The organism is Nocardia flavorosea NBRC 108225 (assembly GCF_001613385.1).
In the GTDB taxonomy this organism is placed as follows: Bacteria; Actinomycetota; Actinomycetes; order Mycobacteriales; family Mycobacteriaceae; genus Nocardia; species Nocardia flavorosea.
In genome coordinates this window covers 35,488-58,276 of sequence record NZ_BDCG01000008.1, presented here as the reverse complement: position 1 = coordinate 58,276, position 22,789 = coordinate 35,488, and the positions used below count along the sequence as shown (strand labels likewise).

The 22,789-nt window shown below is 67.8% G+C and carries 13 protein-coding genes and 3 pseudogenes; 5 read left to right on the top strand and 11 right to left on the bottom strand.

Features of this window, described 5'->3' with window-relative positions:
• Positions 1-50: 50 nt before the first annotated feature.
• Positions 51-725, bottom strand: coding sequence for a response regulator transcription factor (locus NFL01S_RS08355; RefSeq protein WP_062973170.1), 675 nt, complete (start codon positions 723-725; stop codon positions 51-53).
• Positions 722-1,924: a sensor histidine kinase gene (locus NFL01S_RS08350; protein ID WP_062973168.1), complete on the bottom strand. Its 1,203-nt coding sequence runs from the start codon at positions 1,922-1,924 to the stop codon at positions 722-724. Before NFL01S_RS08350 ends, NFL01S_RS08355 begins: the two co-directional genes overlap by 4 nt.
• 262 nt (positions 1,925-2,186) lie before the next feature.
• On the opposite strand from NFL01S_RS08350, the pseudogene NFL01S_RS37565 reads away from it, so the two are divergent.
• Both NFL01S_RS37565 and NFL01S_RS37560 read left to right on the top strand, forming a co-directional pair.
• A pseudogene (locus tag NFL01S_RS37565) lies at positions 2,187-2,267 on the top strand (maltose acetyltransferase domain-containing protein); the annotation flags it as partial.
• A 60-nt stretch (positions 2,268-2,327) separates the two neighbouring features.
• Positions 2,328-2,590: pseudogene (locus NFL01S_RS37560) on the top strand (LbetaH domain-containing protein); the annotation flags it as partial.
• Between the two features lie 187 nt (positions 2,591-2,777).
• On the opposite strand, the gene NFL01S_RS08340 reads toward NFL01S_RS37560, so the two are convergent.
• From NFL01S_RS08340 to NFL01S_RS08330, 3 genes are all read right to left on the bottom strand, one after another.
• Positions 2,778-4,001 carry a PucR family transcriptional regulator gene (locus NFL01S_RS08340; RefSeq protein ID WP_063915887.1) on the bottom strand — a complete coding sequence of 408 codons (1,224 nt, stop codon included), beginning with the start codon at positions 3,999-4,001 and terminating at the stop codon, positions 2,778-2,780.
• Positions 4,002-4,268: 267 nt separating this feature from the next.
• A complete protein-coding gene (locus NFL01S_RS08335; RefSeq protein WP_062973166.1) occupies positions 4,269-4,898 on the bottom strand; it encodes a TetR/AcrR family transcriptional regulator in 630 nt (209 codons plus the stop codon).
• 261 nt (positions 4,899-5,159) lie between these two features.
• On the bottom strand, positions 5,160-6,359 hold the full coding sequence (locus NFL01S_RS08330) for an esterase/lipase family protein (protein ID WP_062973164.1): 1,200 nt from the start codon (positions 6,357-6,359) through the stop codon (positions 5,160-5,162).
• A 294-nt stretch (positions 6,360-6,653) separates the two neighbouring features.
• Between NFL01S_RS08330 and NFL01S_RS08325 the strand changes: the two genes are divergently transcribed.
• Positions 6,654-8,036, top strand: a complete 1,383-nt coding sequence (locus tag NFL01S_RS08325; protein ID WP_062973735.1) for an ABC1 kinase family protein — start codon at positions 6,654-6,656, stop codon at positions 8,034-8,036.
• 439 nt (positions 8,037-8,475) lie between these two features.
• On the opposite strand, the gene NFL01S_RS08315 is transcribed toward NFL01S_RS08325, so the two are convergent.
• The 6 genes and pseudogenes from NFL01S_RS08315 to NFL01S_RS08290 all read right to left on the bottom strand — a co-directional run bounded on the left by NFL01S_RS08315 (position 8,476) and on the right by NFL01S_RS08290 (position 20,352).
• On the bottom strand, positions 8,476-12,264 hold the full coding sequence (locus tag NFL01S_RS08315; protein WP_062973161.1) for a multifunctional oxoglutarate decarboxylase/oxoglutarate dehydrogenase thiamine pyrophosphate-binding subunit/dihydrolipoyllysine-residue succinyltransferase subunit: 3,789 nt from the start codon (positions 12,262-12,264) through the stop codon (positions 8,476-8,478).
• 122 nt (positions 12,265-12,386) lie between these two features.
• On the bottom strand, positions 12,387-16,043 hold the full coding sequence (locus NFL01S_RS08310) for an ABC transporter ATP-binding protein (protein ID WP_062973733.1): 3,657 nt from the start codon (positions 16,041-16,043) through the stop codon (positions 12,387-12,389).
• Between the two features lie 249 nt (positions 16,044-16,292).
• Positions 16,293-17,075, bottom strand: a complete 783-nt coding sequence (locus tag NFL01S_RS08305) for an ABC transporter permease (RefSeq protein WP_062973159.1) — start codon at positions 17,073-17,075, stop codon at positions 16,293-16,295.
• Entirely contained in the window at positions 17,072-18,013 is a 942-nt protein-coding gene (locus tag NFL01S_RS08300; RefSeq protein ID WP_062973157.1) for an ATP-binding cassette domain-containing protein, read from the bottom strand. Before NFL01S_RS08300 ends, NFL01S_RS08305 begins: the two co-directional genes overlap by 4 nt.
• Positions 18,014-18,189: 176 nt before the next feature.
• Positions 18,190-18,831 (bottom strand): annotated as a pseudogene (locus NFL01S_RS08295) (YbdD/YjiX family protein); the annotation flags it as partial.
• A 501-nt stretch (positions 18,832-19,332) separates the two neighbouring features.
• Positions 19,333-20,352 (bottom strand): glutathione S-transferase family protein, encoded by a 1,020-nt coding sequence (locus tag NFL01S_RS08290; protein ID WP_062973731.1) that lies wholly within the window; start codon positions 20,350-20,352, stop codon positions 19,333-19,335.
• Positions 20,353-20,390: 38 nt separating this feature from the next.
• Between NFL01S_RS08290 and NFL01S_RS08285 the strand changes: the two genes are divergently transcribed.
• Together NFL01S_RS08285 and NFL01S_RS08280 are read left to right on the top strand one after the other, a co-directional pair.
• Entirely contained in the window at positions 20,391-21,182 is a 792-nt protein-coding gene (locus NFL01S_RS08285) for an enoyl-CoA hydratase/isomerase family protein (RefSeq protein ID WP_062973155.1), read from the top strand.
• A gap of 129 nt (positions 21,183-21,311) precedes the next feature.
• Positions 21,312-22,781 carry a class I adenylate-forming enzyme family protein gene (locus tag NFL01S_RS08280; RefSeq protein ID WP_157116369.1) on the top strand — a complete coding sequence of 490 codons (1,470 nt, stop codon included), beginning with the start codon at positions 21,312-21,314 and terminating at the stop codon, positions 22,779-22,781.
• The last annotated feature ends 8 nt before the right edge of the window (positions 22,782-22,789 follow it).

Below are 22,789 nucleotides of genomic sequence, written 5' to 3'. Positions count from 1 at the left end.
GGCCGACCCAGCGGCGAATCCGGTCTCGCGGGAGCTACTGCCACGGTCGCCTATGGGGCCGAATCACACAACCCGGTCCGATACGCGATCACAACCAGCTGTGCGCGGTCCCGGGCCCCCAATTTCACCATGGCGCGGCTGACATGGGTGCGGGCGGTGGCCGGGCTGAGGAACAGGGTGGCGCCGATCTCGTCGTTGCTCATCCCCTGCCCGACCAGCGCGAGAACCTCGCGTTCCCGGTCGGTGAGCACGCTCAGCCGGTCCTGCGCGGACTGCGCTGCCCGGCGCTGTGCGGTGAACTGGCCGATGAGCCGACGGGTGATTCGGGGCGCGAGCAGCGCGTCACCGGCGGCGATAACGCGGATGGCGTGCAGGAGTTCGGCGGGACCCGCGTCCTTGAGCAGGAATCCGCTCGCACCCGCCTGTAGTGCTTCGAAGACGTTGTCATCGGTGTCGTAGGTGGTGAGGATCAGCACTTTGACCTGTTCCAGCCCAGCCGTTTCGGCGATCCGGCCGGTGGCGCGTATCCCGTCCAGCGTCGGCATCCGGATATCCATGAGCACGACATCGGGCCGGGTGCTGCGGGCCATGTCGACCGCTTCCGCACCGTTGGTGGCTTCCCCGACCACCGTGATGTCATCCTCCAGATCCAGCAGGACTTTGAAACCCGAACGAACCAGCCGCTCGTCGTCGGCCAGCAGAACCTTGATCGGCGGTGTGTTCACAGGCGTGACCCCACCGGGGCGAGCGGCAAGCTGGCGGCGACCTCGAATCCGCCACCGGGGCGTGGTTGCGCGTGGAGTTCACCGCCGAGCAGCCGGCAGCGTTCGCGCATACCGGCGATGCCGCGCCCCGAACCGGTGTGGCCGGGGCCAGGTGTGCGGCGTCCATCGTCGATCACTCGGATGCGCAGGGCATCGACCCCGTGTTCCAGTGTCACCGTCACTCGGGTCGGTCCGGCGTGGCGGATCACGTTGGTGAGGGATTCCTGCACGATGCGGTACGCCGCGCTGCCCACCGCGCTCGGCAGCGCCGGCACCGGTTCGGGCTGTCGGACGGCGATATCTAGCCCGGCCTCGCGGGCCTTACCGGTGAGCTCGCGGATCCGGTCGAGACCGGGAGAGGGTTCGCGGTCGTCGCCGTCGCGGAGTACGCCGAGAATGGCGCGCATCTCCTGCAGGGCACGGGAACTGGTCTGTTCGATGGTATACAGCGCATCGCGAGCCTGTTCCGGTCGTTTGCCGAGCACATGCGCGGTGACCCCGGCCTGGACGTTGATGATGGCGATGGCATGGGCGACGGTGTCGTGTACCTCGCGGGCGATCCGCAGTCGTTCGGCGTCGACCCGGGCACGGGCCTCCTCGTCCCGCGAGCGTTCCGCCAGCTCCGCCCGCTGCTGCGCATCGGCGGCCATCACCTGCCGGGACCGCGCGGATTCGCCCAGCATGGTGGCGATCACCGCCCCGCCGATCCGGAAGAACACCCAGCCGATCGCCGATACCGGCTCCACATCGGCGCCTGCGATCAACCAGCCCACCGACAGCACCGCGATCCCCGCGCCCGCGATTCGCAGTGACCGATGGCCGTCGCCGTAGGCGGCAACGGTGTACAGAGCGATGAAAAGCCCGAGGTAGGAGGCTCGGTCGGGAAAGTCGAAGGCGAAATAGATCAGGCTGGCCACACCGGTGATCGCGAAAACCGCGACAGGCCGCTGCCGGCGCGCGACCACGGCCACACCGCTCACGACCAGGAGGACGTACCCGGCCCCCGATACCGGCGTCGACGCCGGCTCGACCGGGACCGGAACCATCGCGCCGAGCACCTGGATCACCGTGACGAACAACCCCAGCGCGATATCCGCGAACCACGCGGGCCGCCGCGTGAAACGCGCAGACAGCTCTCGTGACACCGTCCGCAGATCCATATCGTGACAGTACGTGACCCCGGCCGCCTGGGGCTCCCCTCGGGAGGCGTCACCGGCTACGGCCGGCGACGTACCCGGGCGTGCCCGAGCTACGCGCATCGACGTAGGCAGCGGCCGGTTCGACCGGCGTCGCGCCCGGTGCCGGCGGTCGTCGGCAGGGGAAGGTGCCTCGTGGCACCGCGGATACCGGAGCGCCGGACGCGTGGACTGGTTTCACCCGCCTCGGGCGCGGGGCGCGCCTGTGTACGGCAGGATCACCGGTATGTCTACGCAGAAGCAGTGCATGCTGGGCGGGGAGCTCTACCGGGACAGTGATACGGAACTGGTCGCGGAACGGCGGGCCTGTCAGAAACTGCTCGATCGCTTCAACGAGACGAAATCCGGCGACGAGATGCAGCAGCGCGTGTCGATCGGCCCACGCGCCCAACTGCTGACCGCCCTGCATCCCATGGACGACCACGAACTCCGGCGGCAGCGCTGGGAGACCGCCGCGGCGATCACCATCGGCGACAATGTGTGGCTGGGGGTGTGATCGTATGTCCCGGTGTCACGATCGGGGCGAACGCCGTTGTCGGCGCCGGCAGTGTCGTGACCAGGGATGTGCCGCCGCTGGTATTCGCTGCGGGCAATCCGTGCCGGGTCGTCCGGCAGCTCGCCCCGGCATAGCGGCGTCATCGCCTACAGCCCGTGCGTCCGATTCGATGCGCGGCGGCGTGCCGACAGGGTGGTCCCGTGCTACCCGCAGGCCGGATGGCAGGTTCGGATCGGCTGCTGCCGCGACCACGATGAGGCGGCCTGCGACTCCTCGGTCGTAGAACCCCGGCGATTGCCGGCCGGACTCCGATCCGGCAGCTCAGGCGATGCACGAGGCCCGCGAACGGCGGGCGATCAGGGCACTGTACAGATACCACCAGGTCCGGGAATCCGTGGGATCCAGGCCGGTGAGGTTGCCGATTCGCTGCATGCGGTAGTCGACGGTGTTCGGGTGCACGTGCAGCTGCCGGGCCGCGCGGGTGCGGTTGCGATCGGTGGCAAGGTAGGTCTGCAGCGTCTGCAACAGTTCGGGGTGGTCGTCGAGCGGTTCGAGTAGCCGGTCGAGTCGGGTGTGGCCTGCTCCCGGGCGGGTCAGCTGGTATTCCAGTGCCAATTCGGTGAGGCGGTGGACCCGGGGTTCGAGCCCGAGCTGTTCGACGATATCGAGCAGTTCGTGTGCGTGCCGGGTCGCGGCGGGTATCTCGCCGGCCGCCGCGGCGACAACTGTCGCGGTGATATCGACGGAGGTCGCTGCGGAAAGTTGTTGTACGAGTTCATCGATTCCGGTCTCGGTACACGCGTCGGTGGGGACGAGGATCGTTCCGCCGTCGACCGAGAGCAGGGTCAGTGCCCCATGTCCGAGCTGCGTGGCCAATGCCGATTGGAGCCGGCGCAGTTTGCGGCGGGCGACGACCTGGCGGTCCAGACGCGGATCGTTCTCGTCGGGATGCGCAGGGACGGCGAGCGCGAGCACGAAATAACGTTCGGCGATCGGTATGCCGGACTCGCCGGCGGTGGCGGTATGCCCGGCGAGCAGCGCGGAGGTCACCGTGTGCACGCTGGTGTGGTGCTCGTCGGCCACGCTCTTGAGCTCTCGGACATAGGTTTTGCTGACCGTGGACGTGATCAGGCCCAGCAATTCGATCGAGGCGGTGATCGCGGTGGTGATATCGATTCCCGACGTCCGGCCGCCCCGCGGTATCAGCAGCTCCAGACCGGCTTTCAAGCCTTCGTGAGCGGCATGCAGCACGGTCTCGATCGGGACTTCATCGCGTGCCCACCCGGCGGCCGCGGCCTCGAGCCGGTCGAGGCGCCGGGCGGGGGGCTCGCCGCTCAGCCGCTGAATCATCCAGCCCAGGCAGATCCGCGTCACCGCGGTCAGCTCGGCGCGTACTGTATTGCCCGGCGTGACCGTGCACAGCGTCCCGGACCGCGCGAGGTGTGTCACCACCTCGTGTGCGATCCGATGCACATCGGGTGTTGGTGGGACAGTGAGTCGTTTGTCCGCAGCATGTTCGGGACGAACGGCGCTTTCGATAATCACCCGGGACCTCCTCGTCACCGCACGATCGAGATTCCCGGCGCGACGGCCGGGACCGAACCTGCTCCGCGGCGTAACGGGTATCGCGGTGCGTTGGTTCAGAGCACACGGTAATCTGAGTTCGGACTCACCTTCTACTCCGCTTTCAGCGACGTGCGGTAACAGTAATAATAATGCTCTGACCTGGGGAAACGATCGACCGGGAACATGTACTTCGGACAAATATGGGGCGAATTCGCACCAGGGCTCACTTTTTGATCCAGGGCGCGGTCAGGGACGCGGTCGCCGCTCGATCTCGGATTCCATCCATCGGCCGATCATCCGCGCAGTCATATTGATGGCCTCCGCACGCTGACCGTCGTCCACATCGAGGGCGGACGCCCGCAGCACGGCCGCGAAGCCGGTATTGATGAGGACGAAGCTCATCACATCGTATTCGCGATCGTCCCCCGGTCCCAGCATCTGGATCAGCATCACTTTGATGAGGATGCGCAGCCGGGGTTCGAACTCCGGTATTCCGCTGCTGTAGAACTGCACACCCGCCACCAGGGCGCGCACCAGCGGTGCATTGGCGACCAATACATCGGTGGTGATCTCCAGGACTCGGGCCATCATTTTTTCGGGCACGTCCACCGACGCGCCGGCCAGGTGGTGGGTGATCTGCTGTTCGACGGTTTCGAGCAGACGTTCGAGCAGCTCGTCGACCATGACGGCACGGTCGGTGAAGTAGCGGTAGACGGTCCCGACGCTGACACCGGCCGCAGTGGCGATCCGGTTCGTCGAGGTGTCGGCGATACCGCGCTCCCCGAAGAGCCGGGCGGCGGTGTCGAGAATATGCTCCCGGGTGGCCCGTGCGCGTTCCTGGGTCGGACGCTTACGCTGACCTGGCTTCGCGGGCACCGGCTTCCTCCTGTTCCCACAACGAAACGAGCGTTGCCGAGCTTAATGCGGGGAGGGTGTGCCGTATCGCGGAACAGAAGGGGCCGGGCCCACCGGGCGGTGTATGCCGGACACCACCCGGTGGGCTTCGTGCCGCCGTTCTCCGGACGAGGGCGCGGGATCAGCGGTCGGCTGTGGCCCCGGTCCGCGGCGGTCGTATGCGCTCCGGGCCGGCCGCTGGAATCGGCTCCGGCGGCCCGAAGCAGACAGTCCGGGGGCGGGTCACAACTTCCCGCCGCCGCCTATCAGCCACGGATTGAACGTGCACTGCAACGCGGGGAACTGCACCGGATCCAACGCCTGCAACGTAATCGAGAGCGCCCGCGGTGAATACAGCATCGTCAGATGGTCCGACAGATCCTGTTCACAACCGTCCTGCAACGTGACGTTGCGGACCGGCGCATCCGGCCCGGGCCGCAGGAAGGTCGAATCGAACGGTGTGGTGATCTCGTCGTACCGGGTACCGATCACCGTGTAGTCCACGCCCGGGACCGTATCCCCATTCGCATTCAACTGATTCACGAAATCCGAGCCGACCGTCTGCTGGATCCCGGCGTGGCCTACGAGCAACTCCACGAACCCCAGCACGTCGATACCGAAATTGTTGATCGCCCGGCCCAGCGCGCCGATACCCACCAGCGTGGTTCCGTGATGAGTCGCGCCCAGCGTGATCAGCTTCGCGACCTTGTCGGCCCCGCCCTCGAACTTCGTATACCAGTTCGCCATCGAGCCACCCTGGGAATGCCCGATCAGATCGACCTCCGACGCCCCCGTCGCCGCCAGCACCCGATCCACGAACACTGCCAGCTGCTTCGCCGAATCCTGGATGTAGCCGGTGCCCATGACCCCCGGCAGGACCGCACCGACACCGCCGCCCTGGATCAGGTTCGATCGACCGTAATTGAAGGTGAAGGTGCAGAAACCCGCGTCTTTGATCGGCTGGCCCATGAACGCGAAACCGTTGTACGCATTCATCCACGTACCGTGCACGAGCACCACCGGTCGCGGATGCTCCGCCGTCGGTGTGCAATTCCAATCATTGGCGCCGGGTGGGGCCACATCGGGGTTCAGCAACCCGTGCCCGAACGCCGCCAGAAACGACGACTGCGCCGGCCCGTGCCCTACCGTATCGGAGGCATAGCCCCCCGACAGCCCCGAGCTGCTGCCCGAACCGCCGTAACAATCACCGGAACCGTTACCCGAACCGGCGCCGCTGCCTGAATTGCACGCTGAACCACTCGCGCTACCGGAATCGGCCACCGGCTCCGCTGTACGGCCGGCCGCGATGTATTCCGCGAGGTCTTGCTCCGTCGGGGCCGCCGCCGGTTGCGCCTGCGCGCCCGCACCGGTCAAACCGAGCACAAGGGCGGCGGCTGCCCCTAGAACGGCCGACCGCAACTTGGCGGAAGTTGGTCTTTTCATCGGGAGCCTTCCTGCAAACATCACTGTTCGAACTGCCGGCCGCCGTGTCTGTTCACGTCGGTCGAGCTGCGCTGACAGTAGGTGCGCCACACCGCTTTACGGCTGTGCGCAAACGGAAAGCTGGACAGCTCACGAATATCCGATACGGGATTTGGCAAGTTCCACGCTCGTCGCGGAAACGGGTGAATCGGACACCGCCCGGAATATCGGCGGTCGCGCGCCCGCGCCTCGCGGCGAGACCGCGCCGGCGGTAATGTGACCGCCATTACAGTTGTGTGGTCCACGGAGGTGCGGATGGCAACGGGACGAGTTCCCCGTGGGCGGTTTGTCCGAGGAAGCGCCCTGGGCCGGCTGGCCGCGGGGCAGGCCATCCGGGACGCCGGAACCAAGGTCGCGATGCTGGGCAAACCCGAACAGGCCCGGCGTGCCCTCGCCGAAAGGTCGACCCTGCAGGCGGCGCAGCAGCTGGTCACGGTTCTGGGCGGTATGAAGGGCGCGGCCATGAAACTGGGACAGATGCTGTCGGTCCTCGATATCGACCTCGTACCGGAAACACACCGCGAGATGTTCCGGCACAAACTCGCCGAATTGCGCGATAGCGCACCGCAGTTTCCCTTTTCGGCGATGCGCACCGTGATCGAGGACGATCTCGGGCGCCTCTCCGGCGTATTCGCCGATATCGACGAGACTCCGATCGCCGCCGCATCGATCGGGCAGGTGTATCGGGCGCAGCTGCGCGACGGGCACACCGTGGCGGTCAAGGTCAAGTATCCCGGTGTCGACGAAGCCGTGCACGCCGATATGCGCAATCTGAGAATGTTCAGCAAACTCTGGAAATCTATGCTGCCCAGCGCGGCCGATGCGGGCGTACTCGACGAGATCGCCCGGAATATCGGCGGTGAACTCGACTATCCACGCGAAGTGCGTAATCAGCGACGGGTAGCGCAGCGCTATCGCGGGCATCCGTTCATCACCGTTCCCGACTGCGTCGAGCGATATTGCGGCCCCAACGTTCTCGTCACGGATTTCGTGGACGGGCAGCCTTTCGCCGCGCTGCGTGCGCTACCCGACGACGACCGCTCCCATATCGGGGAACTGATCTACCGCTTCTACATCAACTCCCTGTTCACCGACTACGAATTCTGTGGGGACCCGCACCCCGGCAACATGATGCTCGGTGCGGACGGGCGGCTGGCTTTCGTGGACTTCGGGCTCTACCACCGGATGGATCCCGTGCATGCCGATTTCGAACGCGAATGTCTGCGCGCCGCCGGGCAACTTCGCGGCCAGGACCTCTACGACGCCTGGGTGGGGCGGGGGATCATCGATCCCCAGGCCGGGGTCACGGTGGACGAATGCCTGAACTATGTCTGGGCGGCGGCAGGGTGGCATCTGCTCGACGAAGAGGTCACCATCACTCCCGAACTCGCCACCGGAGCGGTCGTACTGGCCATGGACCCCAGAGCCACCGAGTTCCGCGGTATGCATCAGCAGTCCCTGCCACCCGAACATGTGTTCTCCCGCCGCGCGGATCTGTTCACCTTCGCGGTGCTCGGCCAGTTGGTCACCACGAACAACTGGCATCTGATCGCGCGGGAATGGCTGGACGGCGAGGCCCCCACCACCGAGATCGGACGAGCTGTCGCCCAGTGGCAGGCCGGCCGCGCCACCCGGTGAGCCGAGGCCTGCCCGGTCAGCGGAGTGCGGTGCGGCCGCTTCGACCGGGGTCCGCGGGCTGCTCGCGTTCTACGCGTCGACACCGGCGTACCGGCTCGACTCGACATCGAGGGCGTGATCTCCAGCCGGACTCGAGGCACTGTCCGAGTCCGGTGACATCATGACCATGTTCGGCCGGATTTCGGCCCCGGTGGTCGACGCGATGGCGGACAGGCGCGACAGGCGCTGGACCGACGCGTCTTCCGGGCAGTTGCGCCCTTGACATGCCATAAGGGGTTTCGAGTGCTGCCGGATGATTACTGGTCCGAACGGTCGGCCCTCCGTGGTGACGGGGCGGCTCAGAACTCTTCGCCATCGGTAGACCTGCAACCCGGAAATGCGCGACGCCGGGCGCGACCCTTCACGAAGGGGGCGCGCCCGGCGTCGGATGAGTCGACGATCAGCTGGTGGGCTCGAACGCCTCGTCGATGATCTCGGCCTGCTCCACCGCGTGCACCTTGCTCGAACCCGAGGACGGGGCCGACATGGCGCGGCGCGAGATACGGCGCAGGCGGCCCAGCCGCTGCGGCAGCAGTTCCGGCAGGTTCAGGCCGTAGAACGGCCACGCACCCTGGTTCGCCGGTTCCTCCTGCACCCACGCGATATCGGTGGCGTTCGAGTAGCGCTCCAGAGCTTCGTTCAACCGGAACTTCGGCATCGGGTAGAGCTGCTCGACGCGGACGATGGCGACATCGTCACGCTTACGCTTGGCCTTCGCGGCGGCCAGCTCGTAGTAGAGCTTGCCGCTGGTCAGCAGGATCCGTTTGACCGCACCGCGATCGCCGACACCCTGTTCGTAAGTGGGCTCGTCGAACACCGAGCGGAACTTGGACTCGGTGAAATCCTTCAGATCGCTGACCACGGCCTTGTTGCGCAGCATCGACTTCGGGGTGAAGACGATCAGCGGGCGGCGGATACCGTCCAGCGAATGCCGGCGCAGCAGGTGGAAGTAGTTCGCCGGGGTGGACGGCATCGCGACCGTCATCGAACCCTCCGCGCACAGCTGCAGGAAACGTTCGATCCGGCCGGAGGTGTGGTCGGGGCCCTGGCCTTCGTGTCCGTGCGGCAGCAGCAGCACGACCTCCGACAGCTGACCCCATTTCGCCTCACCGGAGGAGATGAACTCGTCGATGATGGACTGGGCGCCGTTGACGAAATCGCCGAACTGCGCCTCCCACAGCACCAGCGCCTCCGGGTTGCCCAGCGAATAGCCGTATTCGAAGCCGACGGCGGCGAATTCGCTCAGCGCCGAATCGTGCACGGCGAACCAGCCCGGGTTGGCGCTGTTGATGTTGTGCAACGGGGTGTACTCGGCGGCGGTCTTGCGGTCGATGATCACCGAATGCCGCTGCGTGAACGTGCCGCGCCGGGAGTCCTGTCCGGTCAACCGGACAGCACGACCCTCGTCGATGAGCGTGCCGAAGGCGAGCAACTCGGCGAACGCCCAGTCGACCTTGCCCTCGTAGGCCATTTCGCGGCGCTTCTCCAGCACCGGCTGCACGCGCGGATGCACGCTGAAACCGTCGGGCACGTTCAGGAACGCGTCACCGATGCGCTGCAGCACCGATTTGTCGACGGCGGTGAGCACGGTCGACGGAACCTGCTGGGCGTCCTCCACCGATTCACTCGGCTCCGGCGGATACTTCTCCAGCTCACGAACCTCGTTGAAGACCCGCTCCAACTGTCCCTGGTAATCGCGCAGCGCGTCCTCGGCCTCCTTCATCGAGATATCACCGCGGCCGATCAGGCTTTCGGTGTAGCTCTTGCGGACACTGCGCTTGGTGTCGATGACGTCGTACATGTACGGCTGGGTCATCGACGGGTCGTCGCCCTCGTTGTGGCCGCGGCGGCGGTAGCAGATGAGGTCGATGACGACGTCCTTGCGGAACTTCTGCCGGAAATCGACCGCCAGGCGGGCCACCCAGTCGCAGGCTTCCGGATCGTCGCCGTTGACATGGAAGATGGGGGCGCCGATGAACTTGGCGATATCGGTGGAGTATTCGGTGGAGCGGCTGTTCTCCGGCGCGGTGGTGAAGCCGATCTGGTTGTTCACCACGATATGGATCGTGCCGCCCACGCGGTAACCGCGCAGACCCGACAGGTTCAGGGTTTCGGCGACCACACCCTGACCGGCGAACGCGGCGTCGCCGTGCAGCATCAGCGGGACGACCGAGAAACCTTCTTCGCCGTCGCCCTTGTCCAGCAGATCCTGCTTGGCGCGCACCAGACCCTCGAGTACCGGGTCGACCGCTTCCAGATGTGACGGGTTCGCGGTCAGCGAGACCTCGATCTCGTTGTCGCCGAACATCTGCAGGTAGGTGCCGCGGGCACCGAGGTGATACTTCACATCGCCCGAACCGTGCGTGGCGGCCGGGTTCATATTGCCCTCGAACTCGGTGAAGATCTTCGAGTAGGGCTTGCCGACGATATTGGCCAGCACATTGAGCCGGCCACGGTGCGGCATACCGATCACGACCTCGTCGAGCGAATGCTCGGCGCACTGGTCGATCACGGCGTCCATCATCGGGATGACGGATTCGGCGCCTTCGAGGGAGAACCGCTTCTGGCCGACGTACTTGGTCTGCAGGAAGGTTTCGAACGCCTCGGCCGCGTTGAGCCGGTTCAGGATGTACTTCTGCTGGGCGACCGTCGGCTTCACATGCTTCTGCTCGACCCGGTCCTGGATCCAGCTCAGCTGTTCGGGTTCCAGGATGTGGGTGTATTCCACACCCACGTGCCGGCAGTAGGCCTCGCGCAGTACCGACAGCACATCGCGCAGCTTCATCCGTTCCTGGCCGTGGAAACCACCGACGTTGAACTCGCGGTCCAGGTCCCACAGGGTCAGGCCGTGCTGGATGACGTCCAGGTCCGGGTGGCTCTGGAACTTCTCCTTGACCAGGCGTAGGGGATCGGTATCGGCCATGAGGTGCCCGCGGTTGCGGTAGGCCGCGATCAGCTCCAAGACGCGGGTGCTCTTGTCGACCCCTCGCTCCTGGATATCCTTACGCCAGCGGATCGGTTCGTACGGCACGCCCAGGCCGTGGAAGATCTCGTCGTAGAACTCGTCGGCGATGAGCAGCTTGTGGATGGTGCGCAGGAAATCACCGGATTCCGCGCCCTGGATGATGCGGTGATCGTAGGTCGAGGTGAGCGTCATCAGCTTGCCGATGCCGACCTCGGCGATCCGTTCGTCGCTCATGCCCTGGAACTCGGCCGGGTACTCCATGGCGCCCGCGCCGATGATCGCGCCCTGCCCCTGCATGAGCCGCGGTACGGAATGCACGGTGCCGATGGTGCCCGGATTGGTCAGCGAGATGGTGACACCGCTGAAATCCTCGGCGGTCAGTTTGCCGTCGCGGGCGCGGCGGACGATGTCCTCGTAGGCGGTGTGGAACTGCGCGAAGTTCATCTCTTCGCAGCCCTTGATGGCCGCGACGACAAGGGACCGGCTGCCGTCCTTACCCGGTAGGTCGATGGCCAGGCCCAGGTTGGTGTGGGCGGGGGTGACCGCGTTGGGCTTCCCCTCGATCTCGGCGAAATGCCGGTTCATGTTCGGGAAGGCCTTCACGGCCTGCACGATCGCGTAACCGAGCAGATGGGTGAACGAAATCTTCCCGCCGCGGGTGCGGGCGAGGTGGTTGTTGATGACGATCCGGTTGTCGATCATCAATTTGGCCGGTACGGCCCGCACGCTCGTGGCGGTCGGGATGGCCAGCGACGCCGACATGTTCTTCGCGACCGCCGCGGCGGCACCGCGCAGCACCTTCTTCTCCTCGGTGGCCGACGGTTTCGGCGCGCCCGAGGTGGGGGCGGCGTTGGAGGTCGGCGCCGGAGTGGTCTTCGGCGCGCGCTGCTGCTGCGCGGTCGCGGAGTTCTTCGCCGCGGTGGCAGCGGGCGTGGCCGGCTTGGCGGCGGCAGCCGGTGCGGGAGCGGCGGCGCGGGTCTGGACGGAGGCCGCCTCCGCCGGGACGGGGGCAGAATTCACCGTGCGGGCCGCCGGTGCCGGGGCGGACTGGGTGGTGCTGCCGGTATCACCGGAGGTCTCGGGGGTGTAGTCGGCGAGGAACTCGTGCCAGCTGGCGTCGACCGAGGATGGATCCTGTTTGAACTTCTGATACATCTCGTCGACCAGCCACTGGTTCTGACCGAACTGGGATTTTGAGCTGCTCACAGCAGGTGTTCGCCTCATTTCGTTCTTCGCGCTGCGACGTTTGTGACGTGCCCGGCACCGGGGATCGGTGGATGGGTACCGATACGCCCTCTGACGAGGATAGGCCCCCGTGCCCATCGGCAACGTCACCGACCACCGGTCTACCCCGACCTCATAGTTGACGACTCATGTCCTATCGAGAATATTCCTTCCCTGTTACCCGCGGCTGTCCACAGGCGGGCATACTCCCCGCCGGCCGCCAGCAGCTCGGTGTGTGTCCCGAGTTCCACGATCCGGCCGTGCGCGACAACGGCGATGCGGTCGGTGCGGGCGGCGGTCGCCAAACGGTGCGCGACGACGACCGTTGTCCGGTTGCGCGCCAGCGAACCGGTCGCTGCCAGCACCTTCTCTTCCGTATCGGGGTCGAGGGTGGCGGTGGCTTCGTCGAGGAGCAGCACATCGGGGTCGACGAGCTGGGCTCGCGCCAGGGCGATGAGCTGGCGCTGACCGGCCGACAGGCCGCGCCCGCGTTCCCCGACGGCCCGGCGCATTCCGCCGGGCAGGCCGGCGATCATCTCCGCGGCGCCCACCGCCCGGGCGGCCGCGGCGATCTCGGTTTCGGTCGCGGAGGGTTTCCCGAAGGCGATGTTGCTCGCGATATCGCCGGTGAACAGGTGAGCTTCCTGCGGGACCATGCCCAGCCGGGAGCGGTACCGGTCCAGCCGGTAGTCGCGGATGTCCACCCCGTCGGCCCGGACCGCGCCGGAATCGGTTTCGGCGAGATCGTAGAGCCGGGCCAGCAGTTTGACGATGGTGGATTTCCCCGCGCCGGTGGCGCCGACCAGTGCCAGTGACCGGCCCGGCGCCACGGCCAGCGATACGTCGTCGAGCGCGGGGCGGTCGGTGCCCGGGTAGCGGAACCGGACGGTGTCGAGCTCCAGCTCCCCGCGCAGGCCGGTAATGAGCGGGTCGGCGCCGGGCGGGTCGGCCCGGATCGACGACGGTGTACGCAACAGTTCGCCGATCCGCCGGAGGCCGACTCGTGCCTGCTGATAACCGTCGAAGACCTGCGACAACTGCTGTATCGGGCCGAACAGCAGTTCCAGGTACAGCACGAAAGCGATGAGGGTGCCGGCGCTGGTCTGGCCGGCAGCGACCGCATGCGCTCCGGTGAGCACCACCAGCGCCAGCGCCAGGTCGGTCCACGACGCCATGAACGCGAAGTACAGTGCGATGGCCCGTTGCGCCCGCATCCGGCTGCGACGGTACCCGGAGGAGTATTCGGCGAACCGGTGCGCCGAACGCCGTTCGTGCCGGTAGGCCTGGACGGCGCGCAGGCCGGCGATGTTCTCCTGGAAGTCGGCGTTCACTGTCGACACCCGTTCCCGGGAGATGCTGTAGGCGACCGAGGAGACCCGGCGGAAGATGACCGTGGCGATGATCAGTGGCGGGAGTACGCCCAGCAGCACCACGAGGGCGAGCTGCGTATCGATCACCAGGAGGGCAACGGCGATCCCGGCCAGCGAGAGCGCGCTCACCAGCGCCGTCGAGACACCGGTTTGCAAGAAGGTGGAGAGTGCGTCGACGTCGGTGGTCATCCGCGTCATGATCCGGCCGGACAGTTCCCGCTCGTAGTAGTCCAGCCCGAGCCGCTGCAGATGGGCATAACTGCGGATCCGTAATCCGTAGAGCACTCGCTCGCCGGTGCGGGAGGTGAGCAGGGTGGTCGCCGCGGCCACCACCCAGCCGGCCAGGACCAGTCCCGTACCCACCACGGCGGTGAGGGCGAGCGCGCCCGGGTCGGATCCGGCGACACCGGTATCGATGGCATGCCGCACCAGCGGCGGGAAACCGATTCCGATGAGGGCGTCGAGAGCGAGGAGCAGCACCGAGGCCAGGACCAGGAGGCGTACCGGCCGCAGCAGGCGCGCCAGCCGGAAACCGGGATCGGGCCGGCGCAGCCGGTCGGGATCCAGCCGGGGCTGTTCGTCGGCCGCGGGCAGGCGGGCGATCTCCCGGCGCAGCTCGGGTGTTTCGCTGAGATTCGCCGCGGCGGCCATCCGGTCCCTGGATGGCGTGACCGGCAGGCGCTCGGAGACGACGGCGGGGCCACTCACCACGGCTGTTGCCGGTTCCGGCAGGCGGATCACCCGGTCGGCGTGGGCCAGCGTGGATTCGCGATGCGCGAGGATGATCGTGGTGCGCGTCCCCTGATCGGGCAGGGCGCCGAAAATGGCCGCCTCGGTCACCGCGTCCACCGCGGAGGTGGCGTCGTCGAGGACGAGAATCCGCGGTCGGGCCAGCAGGGCCCGGGCCAGCGCGATCCGTTGCCGCTGACCGCCGGAGAGGGTGAGCCCGCGTTCCCCGACCACCGTGTCGTAGCCGTCGGGCAGCGCTTCGATGAACTCGTCGGCGGCGGCCTGCCGGGCGGCCTCCCGGATCTCGGCGCCGGTGGCGTCCGGCCGGCCCAGTGCGATATTGGCGGCGACGCTGGAGCTGAACAGGAACGGGTCGTCGAAAACCACACCGACGGCCGCGCGTAGCTGCACCGCGGCGACGTCGGCGATATCGACGGGCTCGACGGCGCCCGTGCCGAGCAGCCGGATCCGGCCGGAATCGGGGGCGTAGAACCTGGGTAGCAACAGTGACAGGGTGGTCTTTCCGGATCCGGCCGGACCGATGACCGCGACGGTTTCGCCGGGGCGTACCTGCAGGTCGAGATCACGCAGAATCGGTTCCCCGGGATCGAAACCGAAGGTCACCGATTCGAGTTCGATTCCCAGCGGGCCGTCGGGAACCGGCACCGGCTGGGGTGGGTCGGCCACCGCCGGACCGGCGTCGATCACCTGGTACACACGTTCGGCCGCGGCGCGGGTGAGCTGGGCCAGGATGATCACCGACGCCATCGTGCGTGCGGTGGTGGTCATCGTCGTGACATAGGCGCTGAAGGCGAGGAAGGTGCCGAGGCCGATGCTGCCCTGCAGGGCGAGCCAGCCGCCGAGGGCGATCACCACCACCAGCCCTGCCTGGGGTATCGCGGCCAACGTGGGGGAGAAGCGGGCGTTGATACCGGCGGCGCGCATCCGTTCGGCGAACAACCGGCGCCCGTGGCCCTCGAGAACGTCGACCATACGGGCTTCCTGGCCGAACCCCTTGACCACCCGGACCCCGGTGACGGTTTCCTCCACGTGCTGGGCCAGCTCCGCCGCCCGCTGCTGGGCCGACCAGGTGGCGGCGTGCAGCCGGGGCCGCATCCGGTAGACCACGGCGATCACCAGGGGCACCATCAGCAACGCGGCCGCTGCCAGCGGCGGGGACAGCCACAGCATCACCACGGCCGCGAGCAGGAACTGCAGCAGCGACATCCCCGACAGGGGCGCCATGGCCAGCAGCGATTGCACCAGTTGGAGGTCGGTGATGGAGCGCGACACCACCTGACCGGTGCGCAGGGCGTCCTGGCCCGCACCGTCGAGCCGTTGCAGTGAGCCCAGCAGTTGCAATCGCAGACCGTGCTGGACGTCGAGGGAGAGTTTCCCGGCGAGCATCCGTCGTCCGAACGAAGCGGCGAACCGCCCGGCGGCGAGCAGTGCCAGCAGCCCGGCGACGATACCGATGACCCGGGTGGCGCCGGTGGTCGCCGAATCGACGGCCCATTTCGTGAGCAGCGGGGCCACGATCTCGGCCGCCGCGCCGGCTACCAGCGCCAATGCGATACCCGTCAGGGTGCCGCGATATTGCCGGCATTCCGACCACAGCCTGCGAATCCACCCGGCTCGTGCACTGTTCCTACCGGCTCGTTTCGCCGCCGGTTCGTTCACACCTCGTCGGCCGGGCGGGCGCGCATTCTCTACGTGGTCATCTTTCGCTGCGGGATTCGGGATCGCTGCCGGATGCGAGATCGAGTCACTCATACCGTGTCCATCGGCACGCCGTGCTTCGCCGTCGTGCAATCGCCGCCGGGCTCGATCCGCTCATCCGCCCCTCCCGTGTACCCCCGATTTCACCTGCCATCGACCATAACGACGCCTACCGACAGGGTCTTGTTCCCGAGAGCGGGTCCGGGCGGGTCAGAGCTCCGTGCGACGTAGCGACCACCAGCTCCAGCCGCCGATTCCCACGGTCCACAGCAGCAGCACGACGATCGCCGCGGGCGCCGGGGCCAGGAGGTCGGCATCGGCGAAGGATCCGGAGAACAGGGTGCTCAGCGTGGCGGATCCGGGCAGCAGGGTGACGACCCCCGGGATGCCGATACCTGCGGTGACCACCCACAGCAGGGGTTCGACGAGCAGTAACCACCCGAGGACGGTGCCGACCGCGAGCAGCGGCGCCCGCACCAGCAGCCCGATCCCGGTGCCGATCAGCGCCCAGCAGACGGCAGCGACCAGGCCGCCGCCGAGGACGGCGAACAGCGAGCCGGTGAACTCGAAGTCGTCCCGCCCGAACAGCAGCAGGCAGAGTACGGCGACGATCTCGACCGCTAGCGCCGCGGCGAGTGCCGCGAGCCCGGTGACCAGGAATTTCGCGGCGGCCAGCTTATCGCGGTCCACGGTGAACAGAGCGGTGATCACGAGAGTGTCGTGCTGATGCTCCCCGGCCGCACCCGCGGCGCCGAACGCCGCGGATCCCAGCACGACGGCGAACAGCGCCAGATAGAGCCCGATGGTCGCGGCGCCCGTCACCGGCTGGCCCTCCGGGTCCTGCGGGCCGGCCAGGATGGCACTCATGGCGGGCGCCGCGATCGCCACCGCCATCACCAGCCCGGCGAGGACCCGGGTGTAGCGCAGCGTGACGGCCTTGCGGTATTCGGACAGTACGGGCGGAATCAGTTCCGCGGGTACGACGTCGATCATCGGGAAACCCCGTACGGCAGTGAGGTGGACGGCGGCATACCGGGACCGGCCGGCCGCGCGGCGGCGTGGGTCAGTGAGGCGAGAACGCGGTCGGGGTGGATCCGGTCGGCCACGATCGCATCCAGCCGGACCTCGGCGGCCCGGGCGGCCTCGACGATATCGTCCTCGGTCGCGCCGGCGACGGCGAGTTGATCGTCCGGCCGGATCACCGCGTCGGTGAAGCCGCGGGCGGCCAAGGCCGTGGCGATTGCGATCGACGACGAGGACGCGACCACCAGGCGATCCGGGTTGCGCCGCCGCAACCGCGCCGGGCTGCCCTGGTAGGCGACCGTTGCGTTGGCGCCGAGGACCACCAGATGATCGGCGATCGGCAACGCCGTGACCAAGCTCTGCGCGGTGAACAACACGGTTCCGCCGCGGCGGGTGTGCTGCCGGAGGAATCCTTGCAACCAGGAGATCTCGGTGAGCTGCATACCGGCGGTGGGATCGTCGAGGATCAGCAACGGGGGGTCGCCGAGCAGCGCGGTCGCCAGGGCGGCGCGGGCTTCTTCCCCGGGCGTCAGCTCGTCCGGGACGGTCCCGGCGCGCTCGGTGAGGCCGGTGATCTCCAGAACCACCGGCACCCGGCGATCGGCGTGCCCGCCGGCGGCCGCGTACACCCGCAGATGATCACGGACGGTGCGCCGGGGATGCAGCCCGCGGGGCGCGAGGACGGCGCCCACCGCCGAACTGCCGCGTCCACCGCTCAGTGTTACCGACCCCGTGGTGGGTGGCAGCAGTCCCAGCAGGGCGGCAACGATCGTCGATTTGCCGGAGCCCGGAGGACCGACCAGCCCGGCGCAGGTACCCGGGGCGATATCGAAGGACACATCCTGCGCGCCGATCTCGAAGCCCGGGAAGCGTTTGGTCAGGCCCCGGACCGCGATCGCGGGCCTCATCGGGGGTCGGCCGGCGGGTGCCGGGGGTCGGTCGGGAGCGGTGCCGGTGCCTCCTGCGGCGGCTGCCGCCGGGGGTCCTCCGGTGGGGCGAGGGGCGATTGCGCCGCCGGCGGTAATGGCTGTGCCACAGGCTTGTCCGACTGCTCGGTACCGGGCGTGAGTTCGGCGTCGAGCACCATCTCGTCGGCGAAATAGTGCGGCGCCGGACCGAATGCCTTGCGGGCGTTGTTGATGGTGGCCTTGCCGAGCGCCCGGTTACCGACACCGCCGATCACGGCGCCGATCCCGGCGGGTACCACCTTGCCGGCCATCAGCGCGGCGCGTTTGGTGAGGAACCGCACGATGAACCGTTTGAGCAGCGAATCGTTCATACCGGACAGGCCGGGAACCTTGTCCGCGAATACGGTGCCCCAGTTCTTGGCCGAGGAGCCGACACTTTTCTGCACGATCTCCATACCGCTGTCACCCAGGACCACGGCCAGCACCATGGCACGGCGCTGCGGGGCGTCCTCCGGCCGGACTCCGTGTACGGCGGCTACCGCGAGCGTGAACAGTGCCGAGGCCTCCATGAAGAAGGTGGTCTCGGCGCTCACCGCGGCGAGCGCGGCGATCGTGCCGACCCCGGGAACCGCGGCCGAGGCACCGACCGCGCTACCGCTGCCCGTGACCGCCAGCAGATACTGGCGTTCCAGGCGTTCGACGAGCTGGGCGGGCGTTTCGTCCGGATGGGCCCGCCGCAATCGCGCAACGTACTTGGCGACGGCGGGTGCTTGTAGCCGGGAACCGTGGTCGAGCGCCTCGATCACGGCTTTTTCCACTGCCCCGTTACGCACGGCGTCATCCTCCTTTGCGAGCCCTATGCACTGTATGGCACCGGGCCGAGCTTCGTCCGTTCCGACAACGGATTACCCGGGTTCCGGGTTCCGATGCGCGGGTAGCGGTGCGTCCGATCGGCTCCCCGGAACACCGGGTGCCGACCGGGCGGTCACCTCCCGGGCCCGCTGTTCCGGTGCACTGGCTTCTGCATACGCCGTCGACCGGGTCGGCCGATGAAATCGCCATGGCGAATGGGGTAAGGACAGGTGTGCTGTTCGGCCCGTCCCCGGAATTCGGCGCCACCACCGAACGCGTCCGGTCGACGGTGGTCTGCCGAGAGATGACGGTGGTCTGCCGAGAGATATTGCCGAGCCGAGGTGCCGGGCGGGTGCAACCGGTGTCCTTTTGTGCACTGTCGGGCTCTGCGGTGCCGGCGCTCCGTCGCTACGGCGGACTGCCGAACTCGTGCATGCGGCAACAGCGGCGTGCGTGCCCGGTCGGATCTACCGGGCGCCGTCTTCCGGGGGGACCTTCTCGCCGGGAACGGGTGGCTCGGGTGGGGTGCCGTTGCCGAAGGGGCGTCCGCCGAGGGCTTCGCGGCCGTGCGGGGACAGCCAACTGGACAGCTCCGGCCCCTTGGGCACGACCTGCGTCGGGTTGATATCGGTATGGACCTTGTAATAGTGGTCCTTGATCTGCGTGAAGTCGATCGTGTCGCCGAATCCGGGCGTCTGGAACAGGTCCCGGGCATAGGCCCACAGGACCGGCATCTCGGTGAGTTTGCTCCGGTTGCATTTGAAGTGGCCGTGATAGACGGGGTCGAAGCGGACCAGCGTGGTGAACAGCCGGATATCGGCTTCGGTGATCGTGTCGCCCACCAGATACCGCTGCCCGGCCAGGCGCTCGCTCAGCCAGTCCAGTGCCGTGAACAGGCGGTCGTAGGCGGCGTCGTATGCGTCCTGGGCGCCGGCGAACCCACAGCGGTACACCCCGTTGTTCACCTCGCGGAAGACCCGGGCATTCACCTCGTCGATCTCGGCACGCAACGGTTCGGGGTACAGCTGTGGTGCCCCGGCGCGATGGTGAGCGGTCCATTCCAACGAGAAATCGAGAGTCATCTGCGCGTAGTCGTTGGTGACGACCTGTCCGGTGGGGACATCCACGACCGCCGGCACGGTGATCCCGCGCGGATAGCCCGGGAACCGGGCCAGGTAGGCGTCGCGCAGCCGGGGAATCCGCAGGACGGGGTCGAGCCCTTCGGGGTCCAGGTCGAAGGTCCAGCTCAGTTTGTCGTGGGTGGGGCCGCACAGGCCCAGTGAGATCGCGGATTCCAGGCCGAGCAGGCGGCGCACGATCAGGGTCCGGTTCGCCCATGGGCAGGCCCGGGCGGCGACGAGCCGGTAGCGGCCCGGTTCCACCGGGTACCCGTCGCGACCGTCGGCGGTGATCCTGGTGGTGATGTAGTTGGTATCGCGCTTGAACTCACCCGGCTCGACGTAGCTGCCCTGTTCCGTTTCGGTCATGTTCCCAGTCTGGCAGGACCGCGCCATAAGCTGGCGAGATGAGCACCGAACCCACTCGTCTGCAGCGATCGGTCACTACGGGCGGCGCCGAGGTCGCGACGCTGACGTTGGCTGCGCCGCCGCTCAACCTCTTCGACCAGGCCATGTTCGATGCGCTGGCAGCCGATATCGCCGAGCTCACCGCGCGGCCGCCCCGGGCTCTGCTGATCCGCGCCGACGGGAAGGTGGTCTCCGGCGGTGTGGACGTGCACAGTTTCGACGGGCTGACCGCCGACCAGGGCGCGCAACTGTGGCAGGACCTGTTCGACCGGATCAGTCATCCGATCGAGGCACTGCCCTGCCCGGTGGTGTTCGCGGCGCATGCGCTCACGCTCACCGCCGCATTCGAGATCGCGCTGGCATGTGATCTGATCCTGGCCGCACCGAAAGCGAAGTTCGGCCTGGTGGAGATCGTGGTCGGGCTGACCCCGTCGATGGGTGGCCCGCAACGGCTGGCCGAACGCGCGGGGTCGGGACGGGCGCGTGAACTGGTGATGACCGGCGATCTGTACGACGCGGCCACTATGCGGGAGTGGGGTGTGGTCAACCAGATCCACGACGATGTGGAGTCCGCCGCGGTGGCGCTCACCCATCGGCTGGCCGAAGGGCCGACACGTGCGCACGCGGCCACCAAACGGATCGTGGAGGCGTGGCGTTCGGGCGGGGTCGGGCACGCGGATTCGGTGACACCCGGGGTCTCCGGTGAGTTGTTCGATACCGAGGATCTGCCGCGCGCGGTACGCAGCTTCCTCGAGGCCGGCCCGGGTAAGGCCACCTACAGCGGTCGGTGAGTTGCGGGACCGTTGCCGGAAAACGACTCCCGGATCTCGATTCGATCGGATTCGCCGACTCCGTACCCATTTTTGTGATCTCGGTCATATAGTCACAGGTGCCCGACTGTTCGACTGTGCGGAGGTTCGATGCAAGCCGGTACCATCACGACCATCGGGCCTGCTGCCGGTCCACCACTCCGCACCGCTGCCGGGCCATCGGCCGCGGCCGAATCGGCGACGGCTGCGGCCACCGAGGCCGAGTACGGTGACCGGGCGGCGGATTCGGCACCTCGGAATCTCGAAGGACCGTGCCGCCGGGCCGATTCCCCCGCGATCTCGCTGGTGGAGTTCCCGCTCGCCGATACGGCCTCGGCGGCGCTGCTCTCCCGTGGTGCGGACGGCATCCTGCGATACGGCAATCTGAGTCCGGCCCTGACCGAACTGCTCGATCTGCAGGTCCACGCGTTCGCCGATCGGGAGGCCGTGGTGGAGGTCGGCGGCGGCCGGCTCACCTACCGGGAACTCTGGCATTCGGCTTCACGGGTGGCCGGCGGTTTGCAGGAGCACGGGATCGGTTACGGCGACCGCGTCGCGGTGCATATGCCGCCGGGGGTGCGCTGGGTGCAGGCCTTCCTGGGCGCGCTGCTCAGCGGTGCAGTGCCGGTACTGGTGCATCACGGCATGCCGGACGGGGCGGCCGAAAAGGTCATCGCCGACAGCGATGCCGATTTCGTCCTGGGCTCGGCGCAGCGTGGCTGCGGTGCCACCCGCAGTGACGGGCCGCGGTCCGCCGACCTACCCGACGGCGCGGCATTCATCGACGACGGGGCGGCGCTCAACGATCTCGCGCTGCTCTGCTACACCGACGGGGCCGACGTGAACGAGCTGCCGACCGGTGTCGAACTGACCAACGAGAATCTGCTCTCGGCGATCAGGTCGATGGTGGCGGCGCTCGACCTGCCCACCGACGGGATGCGCAATCTGGTACTTCAGCCACTGGCGCACGCCGGTGGCTGTGTCGACCAGTTGCTGCCGACCTTCGCGGTGGGCGGCACGGTGGTGCTGGCGCAGGGGGGTGCCGGAGTCGCCAGGGCCATTGCCGGCGAAGGTGTCGATACGGTGGCCGCGAATACCCGCATTCTCGCCGGGCTGCTCCCCGAACTCGCGGTGGGCCGGGCCGGTGGGCTACCGACCGATCGGGTGGTCCGGATCAGCAGATCCGATCAGTGCCTCCCGGTGCCCGGTGGCGCCGCCGCCGATACCGCCGGCCAGGACTTTCTGGCGGAGTTGTGCCAGGTATTTCCGTCGGCCCGGCAGTGGTCGGTATGGGGTGCCACCGAGACCAGCGGTATCGGTCTCGCGCTCGGCCCCACCGCAGGGCCCGTCGGGGACGTGGACGATACGGTGCTGGGCTTTCCGTTCGGCGGCACCGAGCTGGCGCTGTGCGGGCCGCGGGCCGCATCCGGCCATGGTGAGCTGCTGTGCCGCGGGCCGAATGTGTCCCGGCGGTATTGGAAGGATCCGCAACGCACCGCCGACCGGTTCACCGGCACCTGGTTCCATACGGGTGATCAGGTGAGCATCGGCCGGGACGGGCTGGTTCGGCGCAGCGCCTGAGTTCGGCG

Excerpts from the sequence above, each read along its gene's own strand:
- NFL01S_RS08330 (WP_062973164.1), bottom strand. The coding sequence starts at position 6,359 with ATGAAAAGACCAACTTCCGCCAAGTTGCGGTCGGCCGTTCTAGGGGCA.
- NFL01S_RS08280 (WP_157116369.1), top strand. The coding sequence starts at position 21,312 with ATGCAAGCCGGTACCATCACGACCATCGGGCCTGCTGCCGGTCCACCA.
- NFL01S_RS08305 (WP_062973159.1), bottom strand. The coding sequence starts at position 17,075 with ATGATCGACGTCGTACCCGCGGAACTGATTCCGCCCGTACTGTCCGAA.
- NFL01S_RS08285 (WP_062973155.1), top strand. The coding sequence starts at position 20,391 with ATGAGCACCGAACCCACTCGTCTGCAGCGATCGGTCACTACGGGCGGC.
- NFL01S_RS08350 (WP_062973168.1), bottom strand. The coding sequence starts at position 1,924 with ATGGATCTGCGGACGGTGTCACGAGAGCTGTCTGCGCGTTTCACGCGG.
- NFL01S_RS08300 (WP_062973157.1), bottom strand. The coding sequence starts at position 18,013 with ATGAGGCCCGCGATCGCGGTCCGGGGCCTGACCAAACGCTTCCCGGGC.
- NFL01S_RS08315 (WP_062973161.1), bottom strand. The coding sequence starts at position 12,264 with ATGAGGCGAACACCTGCTGTGAGCAGCTCAAAATCCCAGTTCGGTCAG.
- NFL01S_RS08290 (WP_062973731.1), bottom strand. The coding sequence starts at position 20,352 with ATGACCGAAACGGAACAGGGCAGCTACGTCGAGCCGGGTGAGTTCAAG.
- NFL01S_RS08325 (WP_062973735.1), top strand. The coding sequence starts at position 6,654 with ATGGCAACGGGACGAGTTCCCCGTGGGCGGTTTGTCCGAGGAAGCGCC.